This is a genomic window from Shigella sonnei (genome assembly GCF_002950395.1).
Classification (GTDB): domain Bacteria; phylum Pseudomonadota; class Gammaproteobacteria; order Enterobacterales; family Enterobacteriaceae; genus ECMA0423.
Window position 1 is genome coordinate 2,120,885 of sequence record NZ_CP026802.1, and the last position, 25,895, is coordinate 2,146,779.

17 protein-coding genes and 3 pseudogenes are annotated in these 25,895 nt (G+C 52.7%); 9 read left to right on the plus strand and 11 right to left on the minus strand.

Annotation, left to right across the window (positions count from 1 at the left end):
* Window positions 1-5: 5 nt before the first annotated feature.
* From C1P89_RS11285 to iaaA, 8 genes and pseudogenes are all read right to left on the minus strand, one after another.
* Window positions 6-1,307 (minus strand): annotated as a pseudogene (locus C1P89_RS11285) (cyclic diguanylate phosphodiesterase); the annotation flags it as partial.
* Between the two features lie 16 nt (window positions 1,308-1,323).
* A protein-coding gene (locus C1P89_RS11290) for an IS1-like element IS1A family transposase (RefSeq protein WP_094096600.1) occupies window positions 1,324-2,021 on the minus strand; the annotation gives its coding sequence in 2 pieces (ribosomal slippage) (window positions 1,324-1,772 and window positions 1,772-2,021; 699 coding nt in all).
* 49 nt (window positions 2,022-2,070) lie between these two features.
* Window positions 2,071-2,646: pseudogene (locus C1P89_RS11295) on the minus strand (CHASE9 sensor domain-containing protein); the annotation flags it as partial.
* A gap of 177 nt (window positions 2,647-2,823) precedes the next feature.
* Window positions 2,824-3,735 (minus strand): glutathione ABC transporter permease GsiD, encoded by a 912-nt coding sequence (gene gsiD / locus C1P89_RS11300; protein ID WP_001236044.1) that lies wholly within the window; start codon window positions 3,733-3,735, stop codon window positions 2,824-2,826.
* Between the two features lie 2 nt (window positions 3,736-3,737).
* The gene (gsiC, locus tag C1P89_RS11305) at window positions 3,738-4,658 is read right to left on the minus strand and encodes a glutathione ABC transporter permease GsiC (RefSeq protein WP_000936024.1); all 921 of its coding nucleotides are present in this window, start codon (window positions 4,656-4,658) and stop codon (window positions 3,738-3,740) included.
* 17 nt (window positions 4,659-4,675) lie between these two features.
* Window positions 4,676-6,214: a glutathione ABC transporter substrate-binding protein GsiB gene (gsiB, locus tag C1P89_RS11310; protein ID WP_000090144.1), complete on the minus strand. Its 1,539-nt coding sequence runs from the start codon at window positions 6,212-6,214 to the stop codon at window positions 4,676-4,678.
* A 19-nt stretch (window positions 6,215-6,233) separates the two neighbouring features.
* Complete coding sequence (gene gsiA, locus C1P89_RS11315) at window positions 6,234-8,105, minus strand: glutathione ABC transporter ATP-binding protein GsiA (RefSeq protein ID WP_001296993.1); 1,872 nt, start codon at window positions 8,103-8,105, stop codon at window positions 6,234-6,236.
* On the minus strand, window positions 8,092-9,057 hold the full coding sequence (iaaA, locus tag C1P89_RS11320; RefSeq protein WP_000513772.1) for a beta-aspartyl-peptidase: 966 nt from the start codon (window positions 9,055-9,057) through the stop codon (window positions 8,092-8,094). Before iaaA ends, gsiA begins: the two co-directional genes overlap by 14 nt.
* A 203-nt stretch (window positions 9,058-9,260) precedes the next feature.
* On the opposite strand from iaaA, the gene moeA reads away from it, so the two are divergent.
* Window positions 9,261-10,496: a molybdopterin molybdotransferase MoeA gene (gene moeA, locus C1P89_RS11325; protein WP_000397361.1), complete on the plus strand. Its 1,236-nt coding sequence runs from the start codon at window positions 9,261-9,263 to the stop codon at window positions 10,494-10,496.
* The gene (gene moeB / locus C1P89_RS11330; protein WP_000829207.1) at window positions 10,496-11,245 is read left to right on the plus strand and encodes a molybdopterin-synthase adenylyltransferase MoeB; all 750 of its coding nucleotides are present in this window, start codon (window positions 10,496-10,498) and stop codon (window positions 11,243-11,245) included. Before moeA ends, moeB begins: the two co-directional genes overlap by 1 nt.
* 178 nt (window positions 11,246-11,423) lie before the next feature.
* Here moeB and fsa read toward each other — a convergent pair whose 3' ends face one another.
* Window positions 11,424-12,086, minus strand: a complete 663-nt coding sequence (gene fsa, locus C1P89_RS11335) for a fructose-6-phosphate aldolase (protein WP_001295294.1) — start codon at window positions 12,084-12,086, stop codon at window positions 11,424-11,426.
* Window positions 12,087-12,216: 130 nt separating this feature from the next.
* On the opposite strand from fsa, the gene C1P89_RS11340 reads away from it, so the two are divergent.
* The 4 genes from C1P89_RS11340 (at window position 12,217) to C1P89_RS11355 (ending at window position 17,932) form a co-directional block, all read left to right on the plus strand.
* Entirely contained in the window at window positions 12,217-13,116 is a 900-nt protein-coding gene (locus C1P89_RS11340) for a glycyl-radical enzyme activating protein (RefSeq protein ID WP_001295295.1), read from the plus strand.
* A 5-nt stretch (window positions 13,117-13,121) separates the two neighbouring features.
* Window positions 13,122-15,554: a glycyl radical protein gene (locus tag C1P89_RS11345; RefSeq protein WP_000209327.1), complete on the plus strand. Its 2,433-nt coding sequence runs from the start codon at window positions 13,122-13,124 to the stop codon at window positions 15,552-15,554.
* Window positions 15,555-15,699: 145 nt separating this feature from the next.
* Window positions 15,700-16,515 (plus strand): sugar-phosphatase YbiV, encoded by an 816-nt coding sequence (ybiV, locus tag C1P89_RS11350; RefSeq protein ID WP_000114268.1) that lies wholly within the window; start codon window positions 15,700-15,702, stop codon window positions 16,513-16,515.
* Between the two features lie 151 nt (window positions 16,516-16,666).
* Window positions 16,667-17,932 (plus strand): DUF1479 domain-containing protein, encoded by a 1,266-nt coding sequence (locus tag C1P89_RS11355; protein WP_000168806.1) that lies wholly within the window; start codon window positions 16,667-16,669, stop codon window positions 17,930-17,932.
* On the opposite strand, the gene C1P89_RS11360 is transcribed toward C1P89_RS11355, so the two are convergent.
* The gene (locus C1P89_RS11360; protein ID WP_000505358.1) at window positions 17,899-19,059 is read right to left on the minus strand and encodes a LacI family DNA-binding transcriptional regulator; all 1,161 of its coding nucleotides are present in this window, start codon (window positions 19,057-19,059) and stop codon (window positions 17,899-17,901) included. The genes C1P89_RS11355 and C1P89_RS11360 overlap by 34 nt on opposite strands.
* 237 nt (window positions 19,060-19,296) lie before the next feature.
* Here C1P89_RS11360 and C1P89_RS11365 point away from each other — a divergent pair.
* Together C1P89_RS11365 and C1P89_RS11370 are read left to right on the plus strand one after the other, a co-directional pair.
* Window positions 19,297-20,597: pseudogene (locus tag C1P89_RS11365) on the plus strand (MFS transporter).
* A 14-nt stretch (window positions 20,598-20,611) separates the two neighbouring features.
* Window positions 20,612-22,975, plus strand: a complete 2,364-nt coding sequence (locus C1P89_RS11370; RefSeq protein ID WP_000854255.1) for a glycoside hydrolase family 31 protein — start codon at window positions 20,612-20,614, stop codon at window positions 22,973-22,975.
* 179 nt (window positions 22,976-23,154) lie between these two features.
* Here C1P89_RS11370 and C1P89_RS11375 read toward each other — a convergent pair whose 3' ends face one another.
* Window positions 23,155-24,750: an ABC-F family ATPase gene (locus tag C1P89_RS11375; protein WP_000961455.1), complete on the minus strand. Its 1,596-nt coding sequence runs from the start codon at window positions 24,748-24,750 to the stop codon at window positions 23,155-23,157.
* Window positions 24,751-24,968: 218 nt separating this feature from the next.
* Between C1P89_RS11375 and ldtB the strand changes: the two genes are divergently transcribed.
* Window positions 24,969-25,889, plus strand: a complete 921-nt coding sequence (gene ldtB, locus C1P89_RS11380; RefSeq protein WP_001056384.1) for a L,D-transpeptidase — start codon at window positions 24,969-24,971, stop codon at window positions 25,887-25,889.
* Window positions 25,890-25,895: the final 6 nt, after the last annotated feature.

Genomic DNA, 25,895 nt, shown 5'->3' on the forward strand with positions numbered 1-25,895 from the left:
GTAAACTACTCTTTTACTAATTTTCCACTTTTATCCCAGGCGGAGAATGGCATGGGTTTCTGGTACAGATACCCCTGAGCCTGAACACATCCTAATTTAATTAATTCGCGCGCAACGTCTTCGCTCTCTACGCCTTCCGCAATCACCGGGATCCGGTTATAGCGTGCCAGATCGAAAATAATGCGCACAATTTTTCCCGCAGTACCGAAAATATCGCCGGTAAATTGCGAGTCCACCTTTATGCTGTCTGGATTAATTTCATAAAAACGTTTCAGGTTTGACAAACCGGTGCCAAAGTCATCAATCGATATCCGTACCCCTTGTTTACGCAGTTGTTCAATATTGAGATAAAAATGTTCATTAATTCGCTCGATCACGGTTTCAGTGATCTCAACACAGAGGCTGTTCGCCTTCAGGCCATTTTCTTTCATGATGGTGGTAAAACGCTCATGAAAGTGCGGTTCGTTTAACTGCCAGGGCGAAACATTAATATGCAGTAAGAAATCATCCTTCAGCGACGCACGCTGACTAAAATGTCTGAATTCACCCATTGCCGTTTTAATAATCTGATAACCCAGCTCATTGATAAACCCGATATCTTCAGCAATGGTAATGAACTTCAGCGGTGAAATGATCCCCCGCTCCGCAGAAACCCAACGGCACAACGCCTCCGCGCCCAGAATGGCGCGGGTGTTAATATCAACGATCGGTTGATAGACGAGGAATAGTTCGCCAATTTCCATTGCATGGCGAATATTACGCGCAATCCAGATATTCTCTTCTATTTCGTTGAGTTTCGCGTCATCACAGAAAATAAACTCGGAGAACATATGGTCACGGATACTGGAAATCGCCAGTTTCAGTTTTTCTGCGTAACTCCAGGCGTTTTCCCCCTGCAAAGGTTCACAAATGGCAGACTTATGGATGCGCAGATTGCGGTAGCCAAAGCTGCTGTCAAAATCGTTTACCATCGCTATTTTACGGGTAAATGTCTGTACATTTTCCCGACACAGAAGTAAATAGAGATCGGCATTGAATGTCACGATATCGCAGCATTGCGCATATTTCTCGGCAATTCGCTGACACAATTTCCTGACGATTTTATTGCGTTCATCAACACCAAACACCGCTTCCACGGCTTCCAGACCACACAGTTTGATGATCCCCACAGCCAGATACTGATTATTGTTGGACTCAATAATCGCCATATTTTTAATAAAACCGCTTTCCTGATCGTAAGAGATCAGTGAGAGCAATTTATTTGACCGTTCAATTTCGGCATCTTTCATTTCCGCGATCGAATTTTTGGGTAATGACTCCAACTTATTGATAGTGTTTTATGTTCAGATAATGCCCGATGACTTTGTCATGCAGCTCCACCGATTTTGAGAACGACAGCGACTTCCGTCCCAGCCGTGCCAGGTGCTGCCTCAGATTCAGGTTATGCCGCTCAATTCGCTGCGTATATCGCTTGCTGATTACGTGCAGCTTTCCCTTCAGGCGGGATTCATACAGCGGCCAGCCATCCGTCATCCATATCACCACGTCAAAGGGTGACAGCAGGCTCATAAGACGCCCCAGCGTCGCCATAGTGCGTTCACCGAATACGTGCGCAACAACCGTCTTCCGGAGACTGTCATACGCGTAAAACAGCCAGCGCTGGCGCGATTTAGCCCCGACATAGCCCCACTGTTCGTCCATTTCCGCGCAGACGATGACGTCACTGCCCGGCTGTATGCGCGAGGTTACCGACTGCGGCCTGAGTTTTTTAAGTGACGTAAAATCGTGTTGAGGCCAACGCCCATAATGCGTGCAGTTGCCCGGCATCCAACGCCATTCATGGCCATATCAATGATTTTCTGGTGCGTACCGGGTTGAGAAGCGGTGTAAGTGAACTGCAGTTGCCATGTTTTACGGCAGTGAGAGCAGAGATAGCGCTGATGTCCGGCAGTGCTTTTGCCGTTACGCACCACCCCGTCAGTAGCTGAACAGGAGGGACAGCTGATAGAAACAGAAGCCACTGGAGCACCTCAAAAACACCATCATACACTAAATCAGTAAGTTGGCAGCATCACCCGCTAACAAATCGTGATCTTTGCCGTTGATACGTAGCGTAAAAGAGATACATTTTTTACCCGGACGATCAAAGCAATTGTATGCCGGATTCCAGCTGTTGTTAGAGTCATCTGAAGCCACCGACCACGGTCGTTTCGATGGGTTAAAATCGGCAAAAATAACCCGCCCTGACTCGTCGACAAGCGGTCCATTTACTTGTTCCTGATGATAAACAACGATTTTATCATTCGCCCTCCGCGAAAAGAGATAATATTTATTATCATCAAGTACCAGTCCCACCGAGTCTAAAAATGGCATCATTTCCATTTTCAGAATCACGGCGCGTTGAATCTCCTCTGTATTTTTTAATAAATACAGTGAGTCCTTTAATGTCAGGGCCGAACGTTCAATATCTTTAAAGAAATAGCCAACGTTTTTCTGAATAAGTTCAAAGCGGCTATCGGCACGTTTTACCGCGCGTTCCGATACCAGTTGATAGTTAATGATGAAAAAAAGACCAATAAATGACAGTGCTGCCAATAAAAATAAAATTATCAGCCTTATCTTTATCTTTTCGTATAAACTCAGCATGTTAATACATTTAACAAAATAACTATCTGAACGCTGTGCCGCTGCAAAAATAGTCCCTTGCTGCGGCTTTTTAACCAAATTACCCGATTCTACAAAATCAGCAGAAAGTTACAACACTTGCTTAGGGCAATAATTTCCTGTGAGGTGATTACCCTTTCAAGCAATATTCAAACGTAACTATCCTTTAATTTTCGGATCCAGCGCATCGCGTAAACCATCGCCCAACAAATTGAACGCCAGTACGGTCAGAAAAATAGCCAGGGCCGGAAAAACAGCGACATGCGGCGCGATAACCATATCCGCTCGTGCCTCATTGAGCATTGCTCCCCACTCTGGTGTCGGCGGCTGCGCACCGAGGCCGAGAAATGACAGGCTGGCGGCAGAGATAATCGAGGTGCCAATGCGCATGGTGAAAAACACCACGATAGACGAGACGGTCCCAGGCAAGATATGACGCAATAAAATGGTCATATCGCTGGCACCAATACTGCGTGCTGACTCAATAAAGGTTTGCTGTTTCAACACCAGCGTGTTGCCGCGCACCAGTCGGGCAAACGCGGGGATGGAAAAAATGGCGACTGCGATAATCACGTTAGCAATGCCGCTTCCCAACACCGCAACAACAGCGATCGCCAGTAAAATACCCGGGAAGGCAAACAGCACATCGCAAATGCGCATGATCAGCCGATCCCACCAGCCTTCATAATATCCAGCCAACAAGCCCAGCAACGTCCCGATCGCCGCACCGATAAACACGGCAAACACGCCCGCCGCCAGCGAGATTTGCGCACCAACCAGGACACGGCTGAAAATGTCGCGCCCCAGTGAATCGACGCCAAACCAGTGCTGCAAAGAAGGTCCGTTATTCAGATTGTCATAATCAAAATAATTTTCGGCGTCATAGGGAGCGATCCAGCGTGCAAAAATGGCCACCACAATCAATAAAATAACGAATAATGCGGCGGTCATCGCCATATGCTGACGGCGAAATCGTCGCCAGAATTCATGCCACGGTGTACGCACCTGGTCAGGTTTGACCAGTGGCATGGCGTTTAACACCGCCTGACGTCGCCAGTTAAATAGTCGCATCCTTACTTGTACCTGATAGCCGGGTTAATGGCGGCGTAAAGCACATCCACCACTAAGTTGATAAGAATAAATTCCAGCGAGAAAAGCAGAATTTCCGCCTGAATCACCGGGTAATCGCGCATTTCTACGGAGTCAACGAGTAAGCGTCCAAGTCCGGGCCAGTTGAAAACTTTCTCCACCACGATAGAACCACCGAGCAAAAAGCCAAACTGTAAGCCCATCATGGTCACTACCGGGATCATCGCGTTACGTAGCCCGTGTTTGAGGACAACCCAGGTTTCGCTCACCCCTTTCGCCCTCGCGGTACGCATATAATCTTCGCTTAAAACATCGACAAACGACGCGCGGGTAAAGCGCGCCATCACGGCTGCCACTGCCGCGCCGAGCGTCAGGGAGGGTAAAATGTAGTGCTGCCAACTGTCTGCTCCCACGGTAGGCAGCCAGCCCAGTTCAACGGAGAATACCTGAATTAAAAGCATCCCCAGCGCAAATGCCGGAAACGAGATCCCCGACACCGCAATGGTCATACTCAATCGATCCGGCCAACGATTACGCCAGACGGCGGCGATAATTCCCGCCGCCATACCAAATATCACCGCCCAGACCATACTGGTTATGGTCAGCCACAGCGTTGGCATAAAGCGGCTGGCAATCTCATCGGCAACCGGACGACGCGACACCATCGACAGGCCAAAATCCCCCTGCACAGCATTGCTGATATAGTGCCAGAACTGGTGATACAGCGGCTGATCCAACCCCAGCTGCTGACGCACCAGTTCTATAACCTGCGCATCAGCTTCGAGCCCGGCAATCAATCGCGCCGGATCGCCGGGCAGCATATGCACAAATAAAAACACCAGCACCGAGACGATAAACAGCGTCGGAATCAACCCCAGTAAGCGTTTGATAACGTAATTAAGCATTCCACTCCCTGCGTTGCTTATTGCAAATCCGCGTCTTCAAAGCTGAAGCCGGTGTCTGGCATGATCCAAAAACCGGTCAGGTTTTTACTGTGTGCCGACACCAGTTTTTCTACCACCAGCGGGATCCACGGCGACTCTTGCCAGATGATATCCTGCGCCGCCTTATACAAGCGGGTCTTTTCCGCCGGATCATTAGTTTTCAGTGCCTGAGCCAGGAAGTCGTCCACCTGTTTATTGCTGTAAAATGCGGTATTAAACAGCGTCGGTGGCCAGTTTTGCGAGGCGAACAGTGGCGATAGCGCCCAGTCCGCTTCGCCGGTTGAAGCCGACCAGCCAGTGTAGAACATCCGCACGCCGCTCTCTTTTTGCCCTTTACCTTCAACTTCTGCCGCCCGCTGTCCGGCATCCATCGCGGTCACCTGGGCTTTAATCCCGACCTGCGCTAACTGCTGCTGGGTAAATTGCAGCACTTTCTGCGCGGTGCTGTGGTTATGTGACGACCACAGCGTGGTACTGAAACCGTTGGGATATCCCGCCTCTTTCAGTAATTCGCGCGCTTTCACTGGATCGTAAGGCCACGGTTTATAACTTTGCGCGTAGGCGATACTTGGCGGTACCACACCAGTAGCTGGCGTTGCATAGCCCGCAAAGGCAACTTTCACCAGCGCCGGACGGTTAATGGCGTAATTCAGCGCCTCACGGACCTTCGGGTTATCGAACGGCTTTTGCGTCACGTTCATACTGATATAACGCTGCATAATTGACGGACTGGCCATCAACTCGATATTTTTGTTTTTCTCCAGCAGTGTGGCCTGCTCGTAGGGAATGGGGAAAGCAAACTGCGCTTCACCGGTTTGCAGCATTGCCGCGCGGGTGTTGTTATCCGCCACCGGACGCCAGGTTATGCTGTCCAGTTTGGGCAATCCTGGCTGCCAGTAACCCGCGAATTTTTTCACCTTCACAAAATCGGTCTGATTCCAGGTATCCAGTTCATACGGTCCGGTTCCCACCGGATGAAAACCAATCTCCTTGCCATATTTTTCCAGCGCTGCCGGTGAAATCATCGCGGTCGCCGGATGGGCAAGAATATTAATAAACGCTGAGAACGGCTGTTTGAGGGTAATCTTTACCGTTGTCGGATCGATCGCCTCCGTTTTGGCAATATTCTTATACAGGTTATAGCGTTTAAGATGATTCGCCGGATCGCTGGCCCGGTCCAGATTCGCTTTTACCGCCACTGCGTTGAAATCGGTGCCATCCTGGAATTTAATGCCTTCCCGCAATTTCACGGTGTAAGTAATGCCGTCATCGGAAACGGTATAACTCTCCGCCAGCACGTTTTTCAGTTTCATCTCTTTATCCAGACCGAACAGCCCCTGGTAAAACGATTTCGCTACGGCCTGAGATAACGTGTCATTCGCGTCATACGGATCGAGCGTGGTGAAATTCGATCCTACCGCCACCACCACATCTTTGGCAGCGAATGCACAAGATGCCATCAACGCTGTCGCAATGCCCAGCGCCACTAACCCACTACGGTGTACAGCTCTTGCCATTTTATTCTCCGCCTGAATGTTATCTACGCATGAATGCGTATTCTGATTGTGGTTGTGCGACGTAATGCCCCGGCCCGACGCATTGCAACGAGACGGCTGCCACCTCTTCGCCACGCAGATGAATATTGCTGGGAAGATCGTCCGACAGCAGTACACGCTGCGGTCGTTGTCGGGACGGTTCAGCGACCGGAACTGCCGCCAGTAATTTACGCGTATAAGGATGCTGCGGGTTTTCGAAGACCGCGCGCCGTGGACCAATTTCAACAATTTGCCCGAGATACATCACCGCCACACGATGACTAATCCGCTCTACCACGGCCATATCGTGGGAGATAAACAGATACGCAATGCCGAAATCACGCTGGAGATCGAGCAACAAGTTGATAATCTGCCCGCGAATAGAAACATCCAGCGCCGAAACGGCTTCGTCGGCAATGATCACTTTTGGATTCAATGCCAACGCGCGAGCAATGCAGATGCGCTGGCGCTGACCGCCGGAAAACTCATGCGGGTAACGCCAGGCATGTTCAGGTAACAGGCCCACGCGCTCCAGCAACCACGCAACGCGTGCAGCCGCGTCTTTACCTGGCAATAAACCGTGTACACGCAGCGGTTCGATAATCGAATCACCGATGGTCTGACGTGGGTCCAGCGAAGCGTAAGGGTCCTGAAAAATAAACTGAATATCCCGGCGCAATGCCTGAAGTTTGCCGGGTGACAAGGTATCGATTCTCTGACCGTTAAAGATAATTTCGCCGCCCTGCGATTCGACCAGGCGCAGCAACGCCCGCCCGGTAGTGGATTTACCGCTGCCAGACTCGCCCACCAGCGATAGCGTTTCGCCAGGCCAGAGATCAAAACTGACTTTCTCAACGGCATGCACTTCCCGCGTTACGCGATTCAACAAACCGCTGCGCAAAGGGAAACGGGTGACAAGATTACGCACTCGTAAAACAGGTTCGCCATCCACCACCGTTTTCTGCTCGATGGGGGGGGCCTGTTTCGCTGGATGTTCAAGCGATATCAACGGGAAACGTCGGGGATAATCCAACCCTTTCATCGCACCAAGTTGCGGAACAGCAGCTAACAGCGCACGGGTGTAAGGATGTTGCGGTGCATGAAAAATCTGTTCGACGGTACCCGTTTCCACCGCCTCGCCCTGATACATCACCAGTACCCGATCGGCAATCTCTGCCACCACGCCCATATCGTGAGTGATAAAGATAACGCCCATCGACATCTCTTTTTGCAATACTTTGATTAATTGCAGGATCTGCGCCTGAATAGTGACATCCAGCGCGGTGGTTGGCTCATCGGCAATCAGCACCGCCGGGCGGCATGACAGCGCCATCGCAATCATCACTCGCTGGCGCATCCCGCCAGAGAGTTGATGCGGATAACGTGAAAGAATGGTTTGTGCCTCAGGAATGCGTACCTGATCCAGCATCCGCTTCGCCTCGACCATCGCTTCTTCACGACTGGCGTTCTGATGCAGACGAATTGATTCGGCAATCTGTTCACCCACAGTAAATACCGGGTTCAGCGATGTCATCGGCTCCTGAAATATCATCGCCATATCCGCACCGCGAACATGGCGCATTTGTGCAGCGCTCTGCTCGCTAAGTTCAATCACTTCGCGACTGCGCCGCTGCAACAGCATTTTATCGCACTGTACTAAACCGCCCGCCTGTTCCAACAGGCGCATCAATGCCAACGCAGTCACTGACTTACCGGAGCCGGATTCGCCAACAATTGCCAGCGTCTCACCGCGTTGCAGACTAAAAGAGAGATTGCGGACCGCAGCTATTTTCTGCTGGTCCTGCATAAAGGCAATATTCAGATTTTCAACCGCCAGCACATTACCGGCATCAAGTTCATCACTGTGTGGCAACGGTGTCCCCTTTTTCACGGTAGATACCGGTGGTTGGCGTATCGCCTGCGTAGCCCCAGGCGCGATACATTCCTTCGGTGTTAAACGGTAGCGCGACATTCCCTTCATGGTCGATAGCGATTAAGCCACCGCTACCGCCAAGCGCAGGGAGTTTTTCCATTACTACCCGCTCGCAGGCTTCCGCGAGACTTAATCCGCCGTAATCCATTAACGCGGCGATGTCATATGCCGCCAGCGCGCGGATGAAGACTTCGCCCGTGCCGATACAAGAAACCGCCACACTGGCGTTATTGGCGTAGCATCCGGCACCCACTAAGGGACTATCGCCAACTCGTCCGGGTAATTTATTGGTCATTCCGCCTGTGGACGTGGCTGCCGCCAAATTGCCGTCTAAATCCAACGCCACGGCCCCCACGGTGCCCATTTTCTGTTTTTCATCCAGTGGCGCACCGCTATGGTCGAGGACGGTTGCCCCTTCCTTGCGCGCTGCCAGTAGTTGTTCATAACGCAAAGGCGTGGAGAAAATCTCCGGCGAGACGCGCTCCATGCCACGAGCAAACGCAAAATTTTCTGCCCCTTCGCCAATCATCATCACATGCGGGCTTTGCTCCATCACCAGCCGGGCGGCAAGAACCGGATTACGCAGATGACTAACGCCCGCCACCGCACCGGCTTTCAGGGTGTTACCATCCATCACACAGGCGTCCAGTTCATGGGTTTCATCACGCGTAAAGACAGCGCCAATTCCGGCGTTAAACAGTGGACACTCTTCCAGCAGACGCACCGCTTCCGTCACCACATCCAGCGCACTTTCGCCCGCTTCCAGCATTTTCTGCCCGGTTTCAACAATGGCAGACAACGCCTCAATGTAGCGTAATTCCTGTTGCAGACTCATCTGCGCGCGGCTAATTGCACCTGCGCCACCATGAATTGCAATGACTGCTTTGCCCATAGTATTCGTCCATTAAGGGTGGCTCGCCACTTTTGCTATAAATATCAGAATTTTTATGAATTACTCATTCAATTTTTGAATATAGAAAGATGGATATGGCATGTAAAGGCAGGAGCCAACGCTACGCCCGAGGTGGCATACAGTCTGTGGCGTTTTTCTGACATAATAGGCAAATTCGATTTTGCCTCCGCAGGAGTGTTTTCATGGAATTTACCACCGGATTGATGTCGCTCGACACCGCGCTTAATGAGATGCTTTCTCGCGTCACCCCACTGACCGCCCAGGAAACGCTGCCACTGGTACAGTGTTTTGGTCGTATTCTGGCGAGCGATGTCGTTTCGCCGCTTGATGTTCCGGGGTTTGATAACTCCGCAATGGACGGCTACGCGGTGCGTTTAGCCGATATTGCCTCCGGGCAACCGCTGCCCGTTGCCGGTAAATCCTTTGCCGGTCAGCCGTATCATGGTGAATGGCCTGCGGGCACCTGCATTCGTATTATGACCGGTGCGCCGGTGCCGGAAGGCTGCGAAGCGGTGGTGATGCAGGAGCAGACTGAACAAACGGACAATGGCGTGCGTTTTACTGCTGAAGTGCGTAGCGGGCAAAATATTCGCCGTCGCGGTGAAGATATCTCTGCAGGTGCGGTTGTTTTCCCGGCGGGAACTCGCCTGACTACCGCAGAGCTGCCAGTAATTGCTTCACTGGGGATTGCCGAAGTTCCGGTGATTCGTAAAGTGCGTGTAGCGCTTTTTTCTACCGGTGATGAACTCCAGTTGCCCGGTCAGCCGCTGGGCGACGGCCAAATCTACGACACCAACCGTCTCGCCGTACACCTGATGTTAGAACAGCTGGGTTGCGAGGTAATCAACTTAGGGATTATCCGCGACGATCCCCATGCCCTGCGCGCCGCATTTATTGAAGCCGACAGCCAGGCGGATGTAGTGATCAGTTCCGGCGGTGTTTCAGTGGGTGAAGCGGATTACACCAAAACGATTCTTGAAGAGCTGGGGGAGATCGCCTTCTGGAAGCTGGCGATTAAACCAGGTAAACCGTTCGCGTTCGGTAAACTCAGCAATAGCTGGTTCTGCGGCCTGCCGGGCAACCCGGTTTCAGCGACGCTGACCTTCTATCAACTGGTACAGCCTTTGCTGGCAAAACTAAGCGGCAACACCGCCAGCGGCCTGCCCGCGCGCCAGCGCGTACGCACAGCGTCCCGCCTGAAAAAAACGCCAGGACGTCTTGATTTCCAGCGCGGCGTGCTGCAACGCAACGCCGACGGTGAACTTGAAGTGACGACCACCGGACATCAGGGTTCACATATATTTAGCTCCTTTAGTCTCGGCAACTGCTTTATCGTGCTGGAACGCGATCGCGGCAATGTGGACGTGGGCGAATGGGTGGAAGTAGAACCGTTTAACGCGTTGTTCGGAGGCCTGTAATGGCGGAACTCAGCGATCAGGAGATGCTGCGCTACAACCGGCAAATCATTCTGCGCGGTTTTGATTTTGACGGTCAGGAGGCGCTAAAAGATTCTCGTGTGCTGATCGTCGGCCTCGGTGGACTCGGCTGCGCAGCTTCGCTGTATCTGGCAAGCGCCGGTGTCGGCAACCTGACGCTGCTCGACTTCGACACGGTTTCGCTCTCGAATCTGCAACGCCAGACACTGCACAGTGATGCCACGGTCGGGCAACCGAAGGTGGAATCCGCCCGTGACGCCCTGACGCGGATCAACCCACATATCGCGATTACGCCAGTCAATGCACTGCTAGATGACGCAGAACTTGCAGCATTGATTGCTGAACACGATCTGGTGCTCGACTGTACGGATAACGTTGCGGTACGTAATCAACTGAACGCAGGCTGTTTTGCCGCGAAGGTGCCGCTGGTTTCCGGCGCGGCAATTCGTATGGAAGGGCAAATCACGGTCTTCACTTATCAGGACGGCGAACCGTGCTATCGCTGCCTTAGCCGTTTGTTTGGCGAGAACGCATTAACCTGCGTAGAAGCAGGCGTGATGGCACCGTTGATCGGCGTAATTGGTTCGTTGCAGGCAATGGAAGCGATCAAACTGCTGGCAGGTTATGGCAAACCGACCAGCGGGAAAATCGTCATGTACGATGCGATGACCTGTCAGTTTCGCGAAATGAAACTGATGCGCAATCCGGGGTGTGAGGTGTGCGGGCAGTAATTGCCACCTCCAGGCCTGATAAGACGCGACAAGCGTCGCATCAGGCATTTGCTCCAGACGCCAGATGCGGCGTGAACGCCTTATCTGGCCTACGGTTCGGGCACAGATTTCCAAGCGCGGCAGGCATCGGTGCACTCCGCCACGTCATCAGCAATTTATGAGGATGCAGAACGTCCGGTTAAATCGACGTTCTGCCAAACGCTCCCTGCCAGTCCTGCTCAAACTTCGCCACAGCGGCTTCCACCGCCGGATAGCTAATCATCTGTTGTGCCACATCCAGTGGCAGAGTAATTGATTCACATCCTGCCAGTAAGCAGTCCAGCGCCTGACGCGGGGTTTTGAAACTCGCTGCCAGCACTTTCGCCTGCGGCGCATGCATTTTCAATAACTGGTGTAAGTCGGTCACAGTCTGAATGCCGCTACCGCCCTGAGCATCAATACGATTAACGTAAGGCGCAACATATTCCGCACCTGCCAGCGCCGACAGCAACCCTTGTGCTGCGCCATATACCGCGGTTCCCAGCGTTGGAATCCCTTCCGCTTTTAACATCTTAATAGCTGCCAGCCCCTCGGCGGTCACCGGAACTTTCACCACGATATCCGCAATAATAGAACGCAATTTACGTGCGTCATTCACCATCCCTTCAGCAGTGGTAGCCATTACCTGGGCAAACAGACGCCCCTGACCGCCCATCGCTTCATGAAGTTGCGGAAGCACAACATCCAGCGGTTTTTTACCCGCGGCGATAATGCTTGGGTTAGTGGTCACACCCGCCAGCGGAAAAATACGTGACAGCGCCTTCACCGCAACAACGTCTGAAGTATCCAGATACAGTTCCATAACCATCCTCAAAATGTACTTTTTGTCTGAATGTAGACTATCACGGGAAAACTCTCTGAACAGTTGACGCACATCAATCTAACTTTCATTCGAAAGTATTTTAATGTTTGAACGAAACAGAGAGGCAACTATGATTTTCAATATTCAGCGCTACTCGACCCATGATGGCCCCGGTATCCGCACGGTCGTATTTCTTAAAGGCTGTTCGCTGGGCTGCCGCTGGTGTCAGAACCCGGAAAGCCGCGCCCGCACGCAGGATCTGCTGTATGACGCACGACTGTGTCTGGAAGGCTGCGAGCTGTGCGCTAAGGCCGCGCCGGAAGTGATTGAGCGCGCGCTGAATGGTTTGCTTATTCATCGGGAAAAGTTAACCCCGGAGCATCTGACGGCGTTAACCGACTGCTGTCCGACACAGGCATTAACCGTGTGTGGTGAAGTGAAAAGCGTTGAGGAGATCATGACGACCGTTCTGCGCGATAAACCGTTTTACGATCGCAGCGGCGGCGGTTTAACGCTTTCGGGTGGTGAGCCCTTTATGCAGCCGGAAATGGCGATGGCGCTACTGCAAGCCAGCCACGAGGCAGGCATTCATACTGCGGTAGAAACCTGTCTGCATGTGCCGTGGAAATATATCGCCCCTTCTCTGCCCTATATCGATCTGTTTCTTGCCGATTTAAAACACGTTGCCGACGCGCCGTTTAAACAGTGGACCGACGGTAACGCCGCCAGAGTGCTGGATAACCTGAAAAAACTCGCCGCAGCGGGCAAAAAAATCATTATCCGCGTGCCGCTGATTCAGGGCTTTAATGCCGACGAAACCTCTGTAAAAGCTATTACCGATTTTGCCGCCGACGAGCTGCACGTTGGCGAAATTCATTTCCTGCCCTACCACACGCTAGGCATCAACAAATATCACTTACTTAATCTGCCCTATGACGCCCCGGAAAAACCGCTTGATGCGCCAGAACTGCTCGACTTTGCCCAGCAGTATGCCTGCCAGAAAGGGTTAACCGCGACCTTACGAGGATAACAACCATGACCACACTGAAACTGGACACGCTCAGCGACCGCATTAAAGCGCACAAAAATGCGCTGGTGCATATTGTGAAACCGCCAGTCTGTACCGAGCGCGCGCAGCACTATACCGAGATGTATCAACAACATCTCGATAAGCCGATCCCGGTACGTCGCGCGCTGGCACTGGCGCATCACCTGGCGAATCGCACCATCTGGATCAAACACGATGAGTTGATCATTGGCAACCAGGCAAGCGAAGTTCGCGCCGCGCCGATCTTCCCGGAATATACTGTCTCGTGGATCGAAAAAGAGATTGATGATCTGGCAGATCGTCCCGGTGCTGGCTTTGCGGTGAGCGAAGAGAACAAACGCGTTCTGCATGAAGTGTGCCCGTGGTGGCGCGGTCAGACCGTACAGGATCGCTGCTACGGCATGTTTACCGATGAGCAAAAAGGTCTGCTGGCGACCGGAATCATTAAAGCGGAAGGCAATATGACCTCCGGCGATGCGCACCTGGCGGTGAATTTCCCGCTGCTGCTGGAAAAAGGTCTTGATGGTCTGCGCGAGAAAGTAGCGGAACGTCGCTCGCGCATCAATCTGACGGTACTGGAAGATTTGCACGGCGAACAGTTCCTGAAAGCGATTGATATCGTGCTGGTGGCAGTCAGCGAACACATTGAACGTTTTGCAGCCCTGGCGCGTGAAATGGCCGCGACCGAAACCCGCGAAAGCCGTCGCGATGAACTGCTGGCGATAGCAGAAAACTGCGATCTTATCGCCCACCAGCCGCCGCAGACTTTCTGGCAGGCGCTGCAACTGTGTTACTTCATCCAATTGATATTGCAGATCGAATCTAACGGTCACTCGGTATCGTTTGGTCGTATGGACCAGTATCTCTACCCGTACTATCGCCGCGACGTTGAACTCAACCAGACACTGGATCGCGAACACGCCATCGAATTGCTGCATAGCTGCTGGCTGAAACTGCTGGAAGTGAACAAGATCCGCTCCGGCTCACACTCAAAAGCCTCTGCGGGAAGTCCTCTGTATCAGAACGTCACCATTGGCGGACAAACTCTGGTTGATGGTCAACCAATGGACGCGGTGAATCCACTCTCTTACGCTATCCTCGAATCCTGCGGTCGCCTGCGTTCCACTCAGCCTAACCTCAGCGTGCGTTACCATGCAGGAATGAGTAATGATTTCCTCGACGCCTGCGTACAGGTGATCCGTTGCGGCTTCGGGATGCCGGCGTTCAACAACGACGAAATCGTGATCCCGGAATTTATTAAACTCGGTATTGAACCGCAGGACGCTTACGACTACGCAGCGATTGGTTGTATCGAAACCGCCGTCGGTGGCAAATGGGGCTATCGCTGTACCGGCATGAGCTTTATCAACTTCGCCCGCGTGATGCTGGCGGCGCTGGAAGGCGGGCGTGATGCCACCAGCGGCAAAGTGTTCCTGCCACAAGAAAAAGCGTTGTCGGCAGGCAACTTTAACAATTTCGATGAAGTAATGGACGCGTGGGATACGCAAATCCGTTATTACACGCGTAAATCAATCGAAATCGAATATGTCGTCGACACCATGCTGGAAGAGAACGTGCACGATATTCTCTGCTCGGCGCTGGTGGATGACTGTATTGAGCGAGCGAAAAGTATCAAGCAAGGCGGCGCGAAATATGACTGGGTTTCTGGCCTGCAGGTTGGCATTGCCAACCTCGGCAACAGCCTGGCGGCAGTGAAGAAACTGGTATTTGAACAGGGCGCGATTGGTCAGCAACAGCTGGCTGCCGCACTGGCGGATGACTTCGATGGCCTGACTCATGAGCAACTGCGTCAGCGGCTGATTAACGGTGCGCCGAAGTACGGCAACGACGATGATACCGTCGATACGCTGCTGGCTCGCGCTTATCAGACCTATATCGACGAACTGAAACAGTACCATAACCCGCGCTACGGTCGTGGTCCGGTTGGCGGCAACTATTACGCGGGTACCTCGTCTATCTCCGCTAACGTACCGTTTGGCGCGCAAACTATGGCAACACCGGACGGGCGTAAAGCCCACACCCCGCTGGCAGAAGGCGCAAGCCCGGCCTCCGGTACTGACCATCTTGGCCCTACTGCGGTCATTGGCTCAGTGGGTAAACTGCCTACGGCAGCGATTCTCGGCGGCGTGTTGCTCAACCAGAAACTGAATCCGGCAACGCTGGAGAACGAATCTGACAAGCAGAAACTGATGATCCTGCTGCGTACCTTCTTTGAAGTGCATAAAGGCTGGCATATTCAGTACAACATCGTTTCCCGCGAAACGCTGCTGGAGGCGAAAAAACATCCGGATCAGTACCGCGATCTGGTAGTGCGTGTCGCGGGCTATTCCGCCTTCTTCACCGCGCTCTCTCCAGACGCACAGGACGATATCATCGCCCGTACTGAACATATGCTGTAATCTCCTCGGCCCGGCGGCGTCGTCGCCGGGCTAAATCATTCACATCATCAATTTCATCCTTACTTTCATTCGAAATATAATTTGTGCTCTGCGTCACATTGTTATTACACTGTTACGGTTTCATTTTCGAGCCAGGAGCACACCTATGAGCGTAAAAGTTATCGTCACAGACATGGACGGTACTTTTCTTAACGACGCCAAAACGTACAACCAACCACGTTTTATGGCGCAATATCAGGAACTGAAAAAGCGCGGCATTAAGTTCGTTGTCGCCAGCGGTAATCAGTATTACCAGCTTATTTCGTTCTTTCCTGAGCTAAAGGATGAGATCTCTTTTGTCGCGGAAAACGGCGCACTGGTTTACGAACATGGCAAGCAACTGTTCCACGGCGAACTGACCCGACATGAATCGCGGATTGTTATTGGCGAGTTGCTAAAAGATAAGCAACTCAATTTTGTCGCCTGCGGTCTGCAAAGTGCATATGTCAGCGAAAATGCCCCCGAAGCATTTGTCGCACTGATGGCAAAACACTACCATCGCCTGAAAGCTGTAAAAGATTATCAGGAGATTGACGACGTACTGTTCAAGTTTTCGCTCAACCTGCCAGATGAACAAATCCCGTTAGTGATCGACAAACTGCACATAGCGCTCAATGGCATTATGAAACCCGTCACCAGTGGTTTTGGCTTTATCGACCTGATTATTCCCGGTCTACATAAAGCAAACGGTATTTCGCGGTTACTGAAACGCTGGGATCTGTCACCGCAAAATGTGGTAGCGATTGGCGACAGCGGTAACGATGCGGAGATGCTGAAAATGGCGCGTTATTCCTTTGCGATGGGCAATGCTGCGGAAAACATTAAACAAATCGCCCGTTACGCTACCGATGATAATAATCATGAAGGCGCGCTGAATGTGATTCAGGCGGTGCTGGATAACACATCCCCTTTTAACAGCTGACCTCTCTACCGGAGCCGTGCGCTCCGGTTTTCCCTTCTTTTTACATCCTGTACATCACATCAAATCATTAAACTTGCATTAACTTATTTATAACTTATATTGTCGCATGCAAATCAGAATGGTTTCGAATGAAAGTTAATGAGAGGTGGTTATGGCTTCTACTTTTACCAGCGACACATTGCCTGCCGATCACAAAGCAGCTATCCGTCAGATGAAGCACGCGCTGCGGGCGCAGCTTGGCGACGTCCAGCAGATCTTTAATCAGCTAAGCGATGACATTGCCACGCGAGTGGCTGAAATCAACGCACTCAAAGCACAGGGCGATGCCGTCTGGCCGGTGCTGTCTTATGCCGATATCAAAGCAGGTCATGTTACTGCAGAGCAGCGCGAACAGATTAAACGTCGCGGTTGTGCGGTGATAAAAGGCCATTTCCCCCGCGAACAAGCGCTAGGCTGGGATCAGTCGATGCTGGACTATCTGGACCGCAACCGCTTTGACGAGGTCTACAAAGGCCCCGGCGATAATTTCTTCGGGACGCTCAGCGCTTCACGTCCCGAGATTTACCCCATCTACTGGTCGCAGGCGCAAATGCAGGCCCGCCAGAGTGAAGAAATGGCGAATGCGCAGTCGTTTCTCAATCGTCTGTGGACATTTGAAAGTGATGGAAAGCAATGGTTTAACCCGGATGTGAGCGTCATCTACCCTGACCGTATCCGCCGCCGTCCGCCCGGAACGACCTCCAAAGGTCTTGGAGCGCATACCGACTCCGGGGCGCTGGAACGCTGGCTGCTTCCAGCGTATCAGCGCGTTTTCGCCAACGTCTTTAATGGCAATCTGGCGCAATATGATCCCTGGCATGCGGCACATCGTACGGAAGTTGAAGAGTACACGGTGGACAACACCACCAAATGTTCCGTGTTTCGGACATTCCAAGGCTGGACAGCGCTCTCTAATATGCTGCCTGGTCAGGGGCTGCTGCACGTTGTGCCCATTCCTGAAGCCATGGCGTACGTACTGTTACGTCCGCTGCTTGATGATGTGCCGGAGGATGAACTGTGCGGCGTAGCGCCCGGAAGAGTGTTGCCGGTATCAGAGCAATGGCATCCACTGTTAATTGAGGCGTTAACCAGCATTCCAAAACTCGAGGCCGGAGACTCCGTCTGGTGGCACTGCGACGTCATCCATTCCGTTGCCCCCGTTGAAAATCAACAGGGTTGGGGCAACGTGATGTACATTCCTGCGGCACCAATGTGCGAGAAAAATCTTGCCTACGCGCACAAGGTGAAGGCCGCACTGGAAAAAGGCGCATCGCCGGGCGACTTCCCGCGCGAGGACTATGAAACAAACTGGGAAGGACGCTTTACGCTTGCCGACCTCAACATTCACGGTAAGCGAGCGTTGGGAATCGACAGCTGAGTGTCGTACAGCCCTTCCCGTTCCACGGCGGTGTTCCCTTTTCCTGGGCGAACCCGCCGCACTGACTCCCGCACCGCCAATCGTCCGTGCAGCAGCAGCGAGCCCACCGGAGCATCCGGGCGAATCAGCCGCTGTTGCAACATTTGCACCGCTTCATTGCCTAGCTCATCGCGTGGCACATGCACAGCCGTCAGGGGAACATCCTCGATTGCCGCAAGGTTAAAGCCGTCGATACTCATCACCGAGACATCCTGTGGTACGCGCAGACCACGACGATGTAGCGCATTTACCGTTCCCGCCGCCATAAAATCCCCGCCGACCAGAAACGCCGTCGGCAACGTCTTGCCATTGGCGGCATCCAGCCACGCTCCGACCTTTTCTTCCGCTTCTTTAGCGCTAAAACTGCTGATATTCAGCAAATGACGGTCATGGTGAAAGGCCAGATTATGCTGACGCCATGATTCTTTAATCCCTGCAAACCGCTGCTCCATAGTGTAGCGGCGCAGGCACATCACATTCATCACCTCCCGGTGACCCATTTCAAACAGATAGCGGGCGGCGAACGCGCCAATTAACCGATGATCCGGCGCAATCGCCGGGAGGCGCATTCGTTCATCACGGCAGTTGATCAGCACACAAGGCTTAGCGAGATCGGCGGCCAGATCATGGATGTGCGGATCGTCAATCCCCAGCAGGATCGCTGCCTGCGTATCTGCTTCATTCATCCGCGAGAGAAAGAGCGCGGGATCGCTGTCAAACTCCTCCAGCGCGCAGTAACGCAGCCGCACTTCATGCGGCGATAACGCTTTGCTGATGCTCTGGATCACACGGTAATAAAAGATATCAGATCGTTGGTCAAAAGCGCATTGCGGCGCGAAAATAATCAGGTTGTTCAGCAACATACGACCTGCTGCCATGCCATCCATCACGCCCAACTCACGCGCGCAGGCCAGCACCTGTTCGCGAGCGCGTGCACTGGTATTCGCTTTGCCAGCCAGCACCCGCGAAACCGTACTCGGCGATAGCCCGGTACGTGCGGCGATATCGGCGATTTTCAGCTTCTTGTCCATTTTGTGATCTGCCTCTAATTCGGAAATGACAGAATTTTCATGAGCAAAAAAGCCCATTCTGTCTGGCATTAAATCCATTTCAGTAATGTATATCAGTCACTCATGGAAAAACGTGCACAAAACCCGCTTTCTTTCGCTTTTAGGGTCTCTTACTGTGAATTGGTAGAACAACTTCCATACAAAAATAATGGAAAAACGAACAATAAAGACTTTATTTATCAAAAAGTTAAAAGTGGTGTAACAACTCCATTCTGACGTTGCCGCACAAACCCTATACCATTCTGTGGAGTGCATATGAGTCAGGGTATCAATAACGATATGACTGCCAGTAAACCGCGCCATATCGTCAAAAATCTGCGTTGGTGGATACTGGTCCTTTTTTTGCTCGGTGTTACTGTCAACTACATCACGCGTAACTCGCTGGGTATTCTCGCCCCCGAACTGAAAAGCAGCCTAGGGATTACCACCGAACAATATTCCTGGATTGTAGGTGCTTTCCAGCTCGCCTATACCCTATTCCAACCGTTGTGCGGATGGCTGATTGACGTCATTGGCCTCAAACTGGGCTTTATGATCTGCGCGGGACTGTGGGCACTGGCCTGTCTGATGCATGCGGGGGCGGGAAACTGGGTACATCTGGCGCTGTTGCGCTTCTTTATGGGCGGTGCGGAAGCCGCGGCAACCCCAGCAAACGCCAAAACCATCGGTGAATGGTTTCCAAAATCAGAACGCCCGATCGCCGCAGGCTGGGCAGGCGTCGGTTTTTCCATCGGTGCCATGCTGGCCCCACCGATTATCTATTTTGCCCACGCTTCATTCGGCTGGCAGGGTGCATTTATGTTCACTGGCATCCTGGCGATGCTGTGGGTGGTGCTGTGGTGGGCGTTCTATCACAGCCCGGATAAGCATCCTAACCTCAGCAAAGCCGAGCTGGACTTTATTCGCCAGGATAACGAAGCGCCCCGGTCAAGTTACCCTTTCTGACCGCACTGAAAACCGTGGGCAAAAATAAACGCTTTTACGGTATCGCTATCCCGGCCTTTATGGCAGAACCGGCGTGGGCGGTGATGAGTTTCTGGGTGCCTCTATACCTGTCCAAAACCTATGGCATGGACCTGAAGCAGATCGCATTATTCGCCTGGTTGCCGTTCCTCGCCGCTGATCTTGGCAGTATTGCCAGCGGCTATCTGACCAAACTTTACACCCGCCTGTTTGGGCTGAGTCGTGTGAACTCCGTTGTCGCATCATCGGTCAGTGGCGCATTCTTGATGGTTTCGCTGGCGGTGATGGCCTTTACCAATAACCCGTATATCGCCATCGTCCTTATCTCCATCGGCGGCTTCGGTCACCAGATCATCTCCTGCATGCTGAGCGCACTGGTGGTGGAATCCTTCGACAAAGGTCAGATGGCCACTGTTAACGGCATGCGCGGTTCTGCCGCGTGGATCGCAAGTTTCCTGTTCTCCCTGATTATCGGGGTTACCGCTGACAAAATCGGCTTTAACCCCCTGTTTATCGCCATGGGCTTCTTTGACCTGATTGGCGCTTTCTTCCTGGTCACCTTTATTGCTGAACGTCGCGCAAAACGCGCCTGAGAGTGGATGTAAACATGAAAACGCTGAAAAACTGGACCCTGCACAAACAGTCTGCCCACCACGTTGAACTGCTGGTCGATGGCCAGCATATCCTGTGCCTGTACGTGCTGGAAGAAAATCTGTTCCGCGTGCTGTTAAAACGCAAAGGCGAGCTGGCGCTAGATCGCACCTGGAGCATTGCTCCGGCGCAGGATGTGCCATGGGAAGGGCGCAGCCGCGAAGATCTCAGCGGCTTTAGCCTGCCCGCGTGGACAGTGATCCAGCACGACGACACCGTGGTTATCGCCACCGAGTCACTGCGTGCAACCGTTCACCAGCCGCTGTGGCTGGAGTGGCACTATCGTAACAACGAAGGCGAATGGCTGCCGTTGGTGAATGACCGCCCGACCAGCGCTTATCTGCTGAATGCCCACGGCGATGGCGTGGCACACTATCAGAGCCGTCGTAAAGATGAACGCTTTTATGGCCTCGGAGATAAAGCCGGCGATCTGCAACGCAACGGTAAACGTTACGAGATGCGTAACCTCGACGCGATGGGCTACAACGCCGTTAGTACTGACCCGCTGTACAAACACATTCCATTCACCATCACCCGCCGCGATGACATTAGCTTCGGCCTGTTTTATGACAACCTCAGCAGCTGCTGGCTGGATCTGGGCAACGAGATCGACAACTACCACACCGCCTATCGCCGCTGGCAGGCGGAAGCGGGTGATATCGACTACTACCTGTTTACCGGCGAACGCGTACTTGATATCACCAAAGCCTTCGTACGCCTGACCGGAAAAACCCTGTTCGGACCGAAATGGAGCCTGGGCTACAGCGGTTCAACTATGCACTACACCGATGCGCCGGACGCACAAAATCAGTTGATGAACTTTATCCGCCTGTGTGAAGAACATGCAATTCCCTGCGATTCGTTCCAGCTCTCTTCCGGTTATACCTCAATTAACGGCAAACGCTATGTGTTCAACTGGAACTACGACAAAGTGCCGCAGCCGAAAGTGATGAGCCAGGCATTTCACAATGCTGGTTTGCACCTGGCCGCCAATATCAAGCCGTGCCTGTTGCAGGATCACCCACGCTATAACGAAGTGGCAGAAAGAGGACTGTTCATCCGTGATTCAGAAACAGATGAACCAGAACGTTCCAGCTTCTGGGATGACGAAGGTTCTAACCTCGACTTTACTAATCCGCAGACCATCCAGTGGTGGCAGGAAGGCGTGACCACACAGCTTCTGGAGATGGGTATCGACTCCACCTGGAACGACAACAACGAATTCGAAGTATGGGACGGTGAAGCACGCTGTCACGGCTTTGGTCAGACGATCGCGATCAAACATATTCGCCCAGTGATGCCACTGCTGATGATGCGAGCCTCGATGGAAGCCCAGCAGCGTTTCGCTCCGGAAAAACGTCCGTACTTGATCTCCCGCTCCGGCTGCGCGGGAATGCAGCGCTACGTGCAGACCTGGAGTGGCGATAACCGCACTAGCTGGGACACTCTGCGCTACAACACCCGCATGGGTCTGGGGATGAGCCTCTCCGGGCTGTATAACCTCGGTCACGACGTCGGCGGTTTCTCCGGTGATAAGCCGGACCCGGAACTGTTTGTACGCTGGGTACAAAACGGCGTGATGCATCCGCGCTTTACGATTCACTCATGGAACGATGACCATACCGTAAACGAACCGTGGATGTATCCGGGCGTCACTCCGGCGATCCGCAGCGCTATTGAGTTGCGCTATCGCCTGCTGCCCTACTTTTATACCCTGATGTGGCAGGCATACGCCGATGATGAACCAATGCTACGTCCGACTTTCCTTGACCACGAGCACGACGTTCAGACTTTTGAAGAGTGTGATGACTTCCTGCTTGGTCGCGATATTTTGGTTGCCAGCGTCGTAGAGCAAGGCGAGCGCCAGCGCCGTGTATGGCTGCCAGATAACGAAACTGGCTGGTACGATTTCTACAACGGCGAATGGTTCAGTGGCGGTCAGTGGATCACCCTCGACGCACCGCTGGAGAAACTGCCGCTGATGGTTCGTGCCGGGGCTGGTCTACCGCTCAGCAAACGCATCACCTATGTGAGCGCAGAACAAGACGATACCCGCGAACTGAAACTGTTCCCGCTGAAAGGTGTGGGCACAACGTCCGGCCTGCTGTTTGAAGACGATGGCGAAAGCTGGGGCTACCAAACTGGTAATGCGCTTTGGGTGGAATGGGAAATGGTTTGCGATGGGGCGACCATCAACCTGAAAGTCAACGCGCGCGGGGATTATCGTCCTGCATGGAGTGCACTGAAAGTGTCATTACCATTGGAAGAAAAACGCACGCTGCTGGTCAATGGTGTTGAAGGGAGTGAATGGATGCGTTAAATCATTACCGGGGCCGGGAGGCGACTGCACCTTACCCGGTCCAGCCATCGAATCCTTTACCTCAGTATTTCACGCTGCAGGAAGGCAGCAAACCTGTAAACCCCGGGAGCTTAAATAAGTAAGTGACCGGGGTGAACAGGTGAAGCCAATGCATCTGCCGCATGAAAGACGGCGGGGAATTAAGCGTCGATCCCTTTACTACGCAGGTAATCTTCGTAATTACCGCTAAAGTCGATCGCGCGTTCCGGGGTGATTTCCAGAATGCGGGTCGCCAGGGAGCTTACGAACTCACGGTCGTGTGAAACAAAGATCAGCGTGCCCTGATACAGTTCCAGCGCCATGTTCAGTGACTCGATGGATTCCATATCCAGGTGGTTGGTCGGTTCGTCCATGATCAGAATGTTCGGCTTCTGCATCATTAACTTACCAAACAGCATCCGCCCTTTTTCCCCACCGGAAAGCACTTTAGCTGGCTTTTTGATGTCGTCCTGGCTGAACAGCAAACGACCGAGAATGCTGCGTACCGCCTGCTCGTCATCGCCTTCCTGCTTCCACTGACTCATCCATTCGAACACGGTCAGATCATTTTCAAACTCATATTCGTGGTCCTGGGCGTAGTAACCAATGCGCGCGTTTTCAGACCATTTTACGGTGCCGCTGTCCGGTTGCAGATCGCCCACCAGCGTTTTCAGCAGCGTTGATTTACCGACGCCGTTGGTACCCAGTACCGCAAGTTTTTCACCGACCTCCAGCAGCAGGTTGAGATTTTTAAACAGTGGACCGTTATCAAACCCTTTGGTCAGACCTTCCACTTCCAGCGCGTTACGGAACAGTTTCTTATCCTGTTCAAAACGGATGAACGGGTTCTGACGGCTGGAGGCTTTCACCTCTTCCAGTTTGATTTTATCAATCTGGCGCGCGCGCGAAGTTGCCTGGCGAGATTTCGAGGCGTTGGCGCTAAAGCGGCTAACGAAAGATTGCAACTCAGCAATCTGCGCTTTCTTCTTGGCGTTATCGGCCAGCAGACGTTCACGCGCCTGGGTCGCCGCCGTCATGTACTCATCGTAGTTACCCGGATAAACGCGCAGCTCGCCGTAATCCAGATCCGCCATGTGGGTACAGACCATGTTAAGGAAGTGACGGTCGTGCGAGATGATGATCATGGTGCTGTCACGCTCGTTCAGCACCTGTTCCAGCCAGCGAATGGTGTCGATGTCGAGGTTGTTGGTCGGTTCGTCGAGCAGGAGAATATCCGGATCAGCAAACAGCGCCTGCGCCAGAAGCACACGCAGTTTCCAGCCAGGAGCAACTTCACTCATCGGGCCGTAGTGCTGTTCCACTGGAATTCCCACGCCAAGCAACAGTTCACCGGCGCGAGCTTCCGCAGAGTAACCGTCCATTTCGCCGTATTTAACTTCCAGATCGGCCACTTTATAGCCGTCTTCCTCACTCATTTCCGGCAAAGCATAGATGCGGTCACGCTCCTGCTTCACTTCCCACAACTCTTTATGCCCCATGATCACCGTATCCAGCACAGTGAACTCTTCAAAGGCAAACTGATCCTGACGCAGCTTACCAATGCGCTCGTTGGGATCGAGGGAAACGTTACCCAAAGTCGGCTCTAAGTCGCCGCCGAGGATCTTCATAAAGGTGGATTTACCACTACCGTTCGCGCCAATCAGGCCGTAACGGTTGCCGCCGCCGAATTTGACGGAAATGTTTTCAAACAACGGCTTACTGCCGAACTGCATGGTGACGTTACTGGAAACTAACACAGGCGTATCCTGAAAAGAGATATGACAAACCGCGCATTATGCCATAAGTCTGAAAGAAGATCCTGCTCCTCGCTTAAGGTCTACACTCAAGCCAAAGGCAAAAAATGTGATTTCGTACACATCTGATTTCACTGTGAGCTGGAATGAACTTATAATGCGCTTCCAATACTCTAATATTCTCAACCCAATGGCCTGCCAGGCACAAAATCTCGCTTAACATGAATATGAAATTGAAAACATTATTCGCAGCGGCCTTCGCTGTTGTCGGCTTTTGCAGTACCGCCTCTGCGGTAACTTATCCTCTGCCAACCGACGGGAGTCGCCTGGTTGGTCAGAATCAGGTGATCACCATTCCTGAAGGTAACACTCAGCCGCTGGAGTATTTTGCCGCGGAGTACCAGATGGGGCTTTCCAATATGATGGAAGCGAACCCGGGTGTGGATACCTTCCTGCCGAAAGGCGGTACTGTACTGAACATTCCGCAGCAGCTGATCCTGCCGGATACCGTTCATGAAGGCATCGTCATTAACAGTGCAGAGATGCGTCTGTATTACTATCCGAAAGGGACCAACACCGTTATCGTGCTGCCGATCGGCATTGGTCAGTTAGGCAAAGATACGCCTATCAACTGGACCACCAAAGTTGAGCGTAAGAAAGCAGGCCCGACCTGGACGCCGACCGCCAAAATGCACGCAGAGTACCGCGCTGCGGGCGAACCGCTTCCGGCTGTCGTTCCGGCAGGTCCGGATAACCCGATGGGGCTGTATGCACTCTACATCGGTCGCCTGTACGCTATCCATGGCACCAACGCCAACTTCGGTATCGGCCTGCGTGTAAGTCATGGTTGTGTGCGTCTGCGTAACGAAGACATCAAATTCCTGTTCGAGAAAGTACCGGTCGGTACCCGCGTACAGTTTATTGATGAGCCGGTAAAAGCGACCACCGAGCCAGACGGCAGCCGTTATATTGAAGTCCATAACCCGCTGTCTACCACCGAAGCCCAGTTTGAAGGTCAGGAAATTGTGCCAATTACCCTGACGAAGAGCGTGCAAACAGTGACCGGTCAGCCAGATGTTGACCAGGTTGTTCTTGATGAAGCGATTAAAAACCGCTCCGGGATGCCGGTTCGTCTGAATTAATCTTCA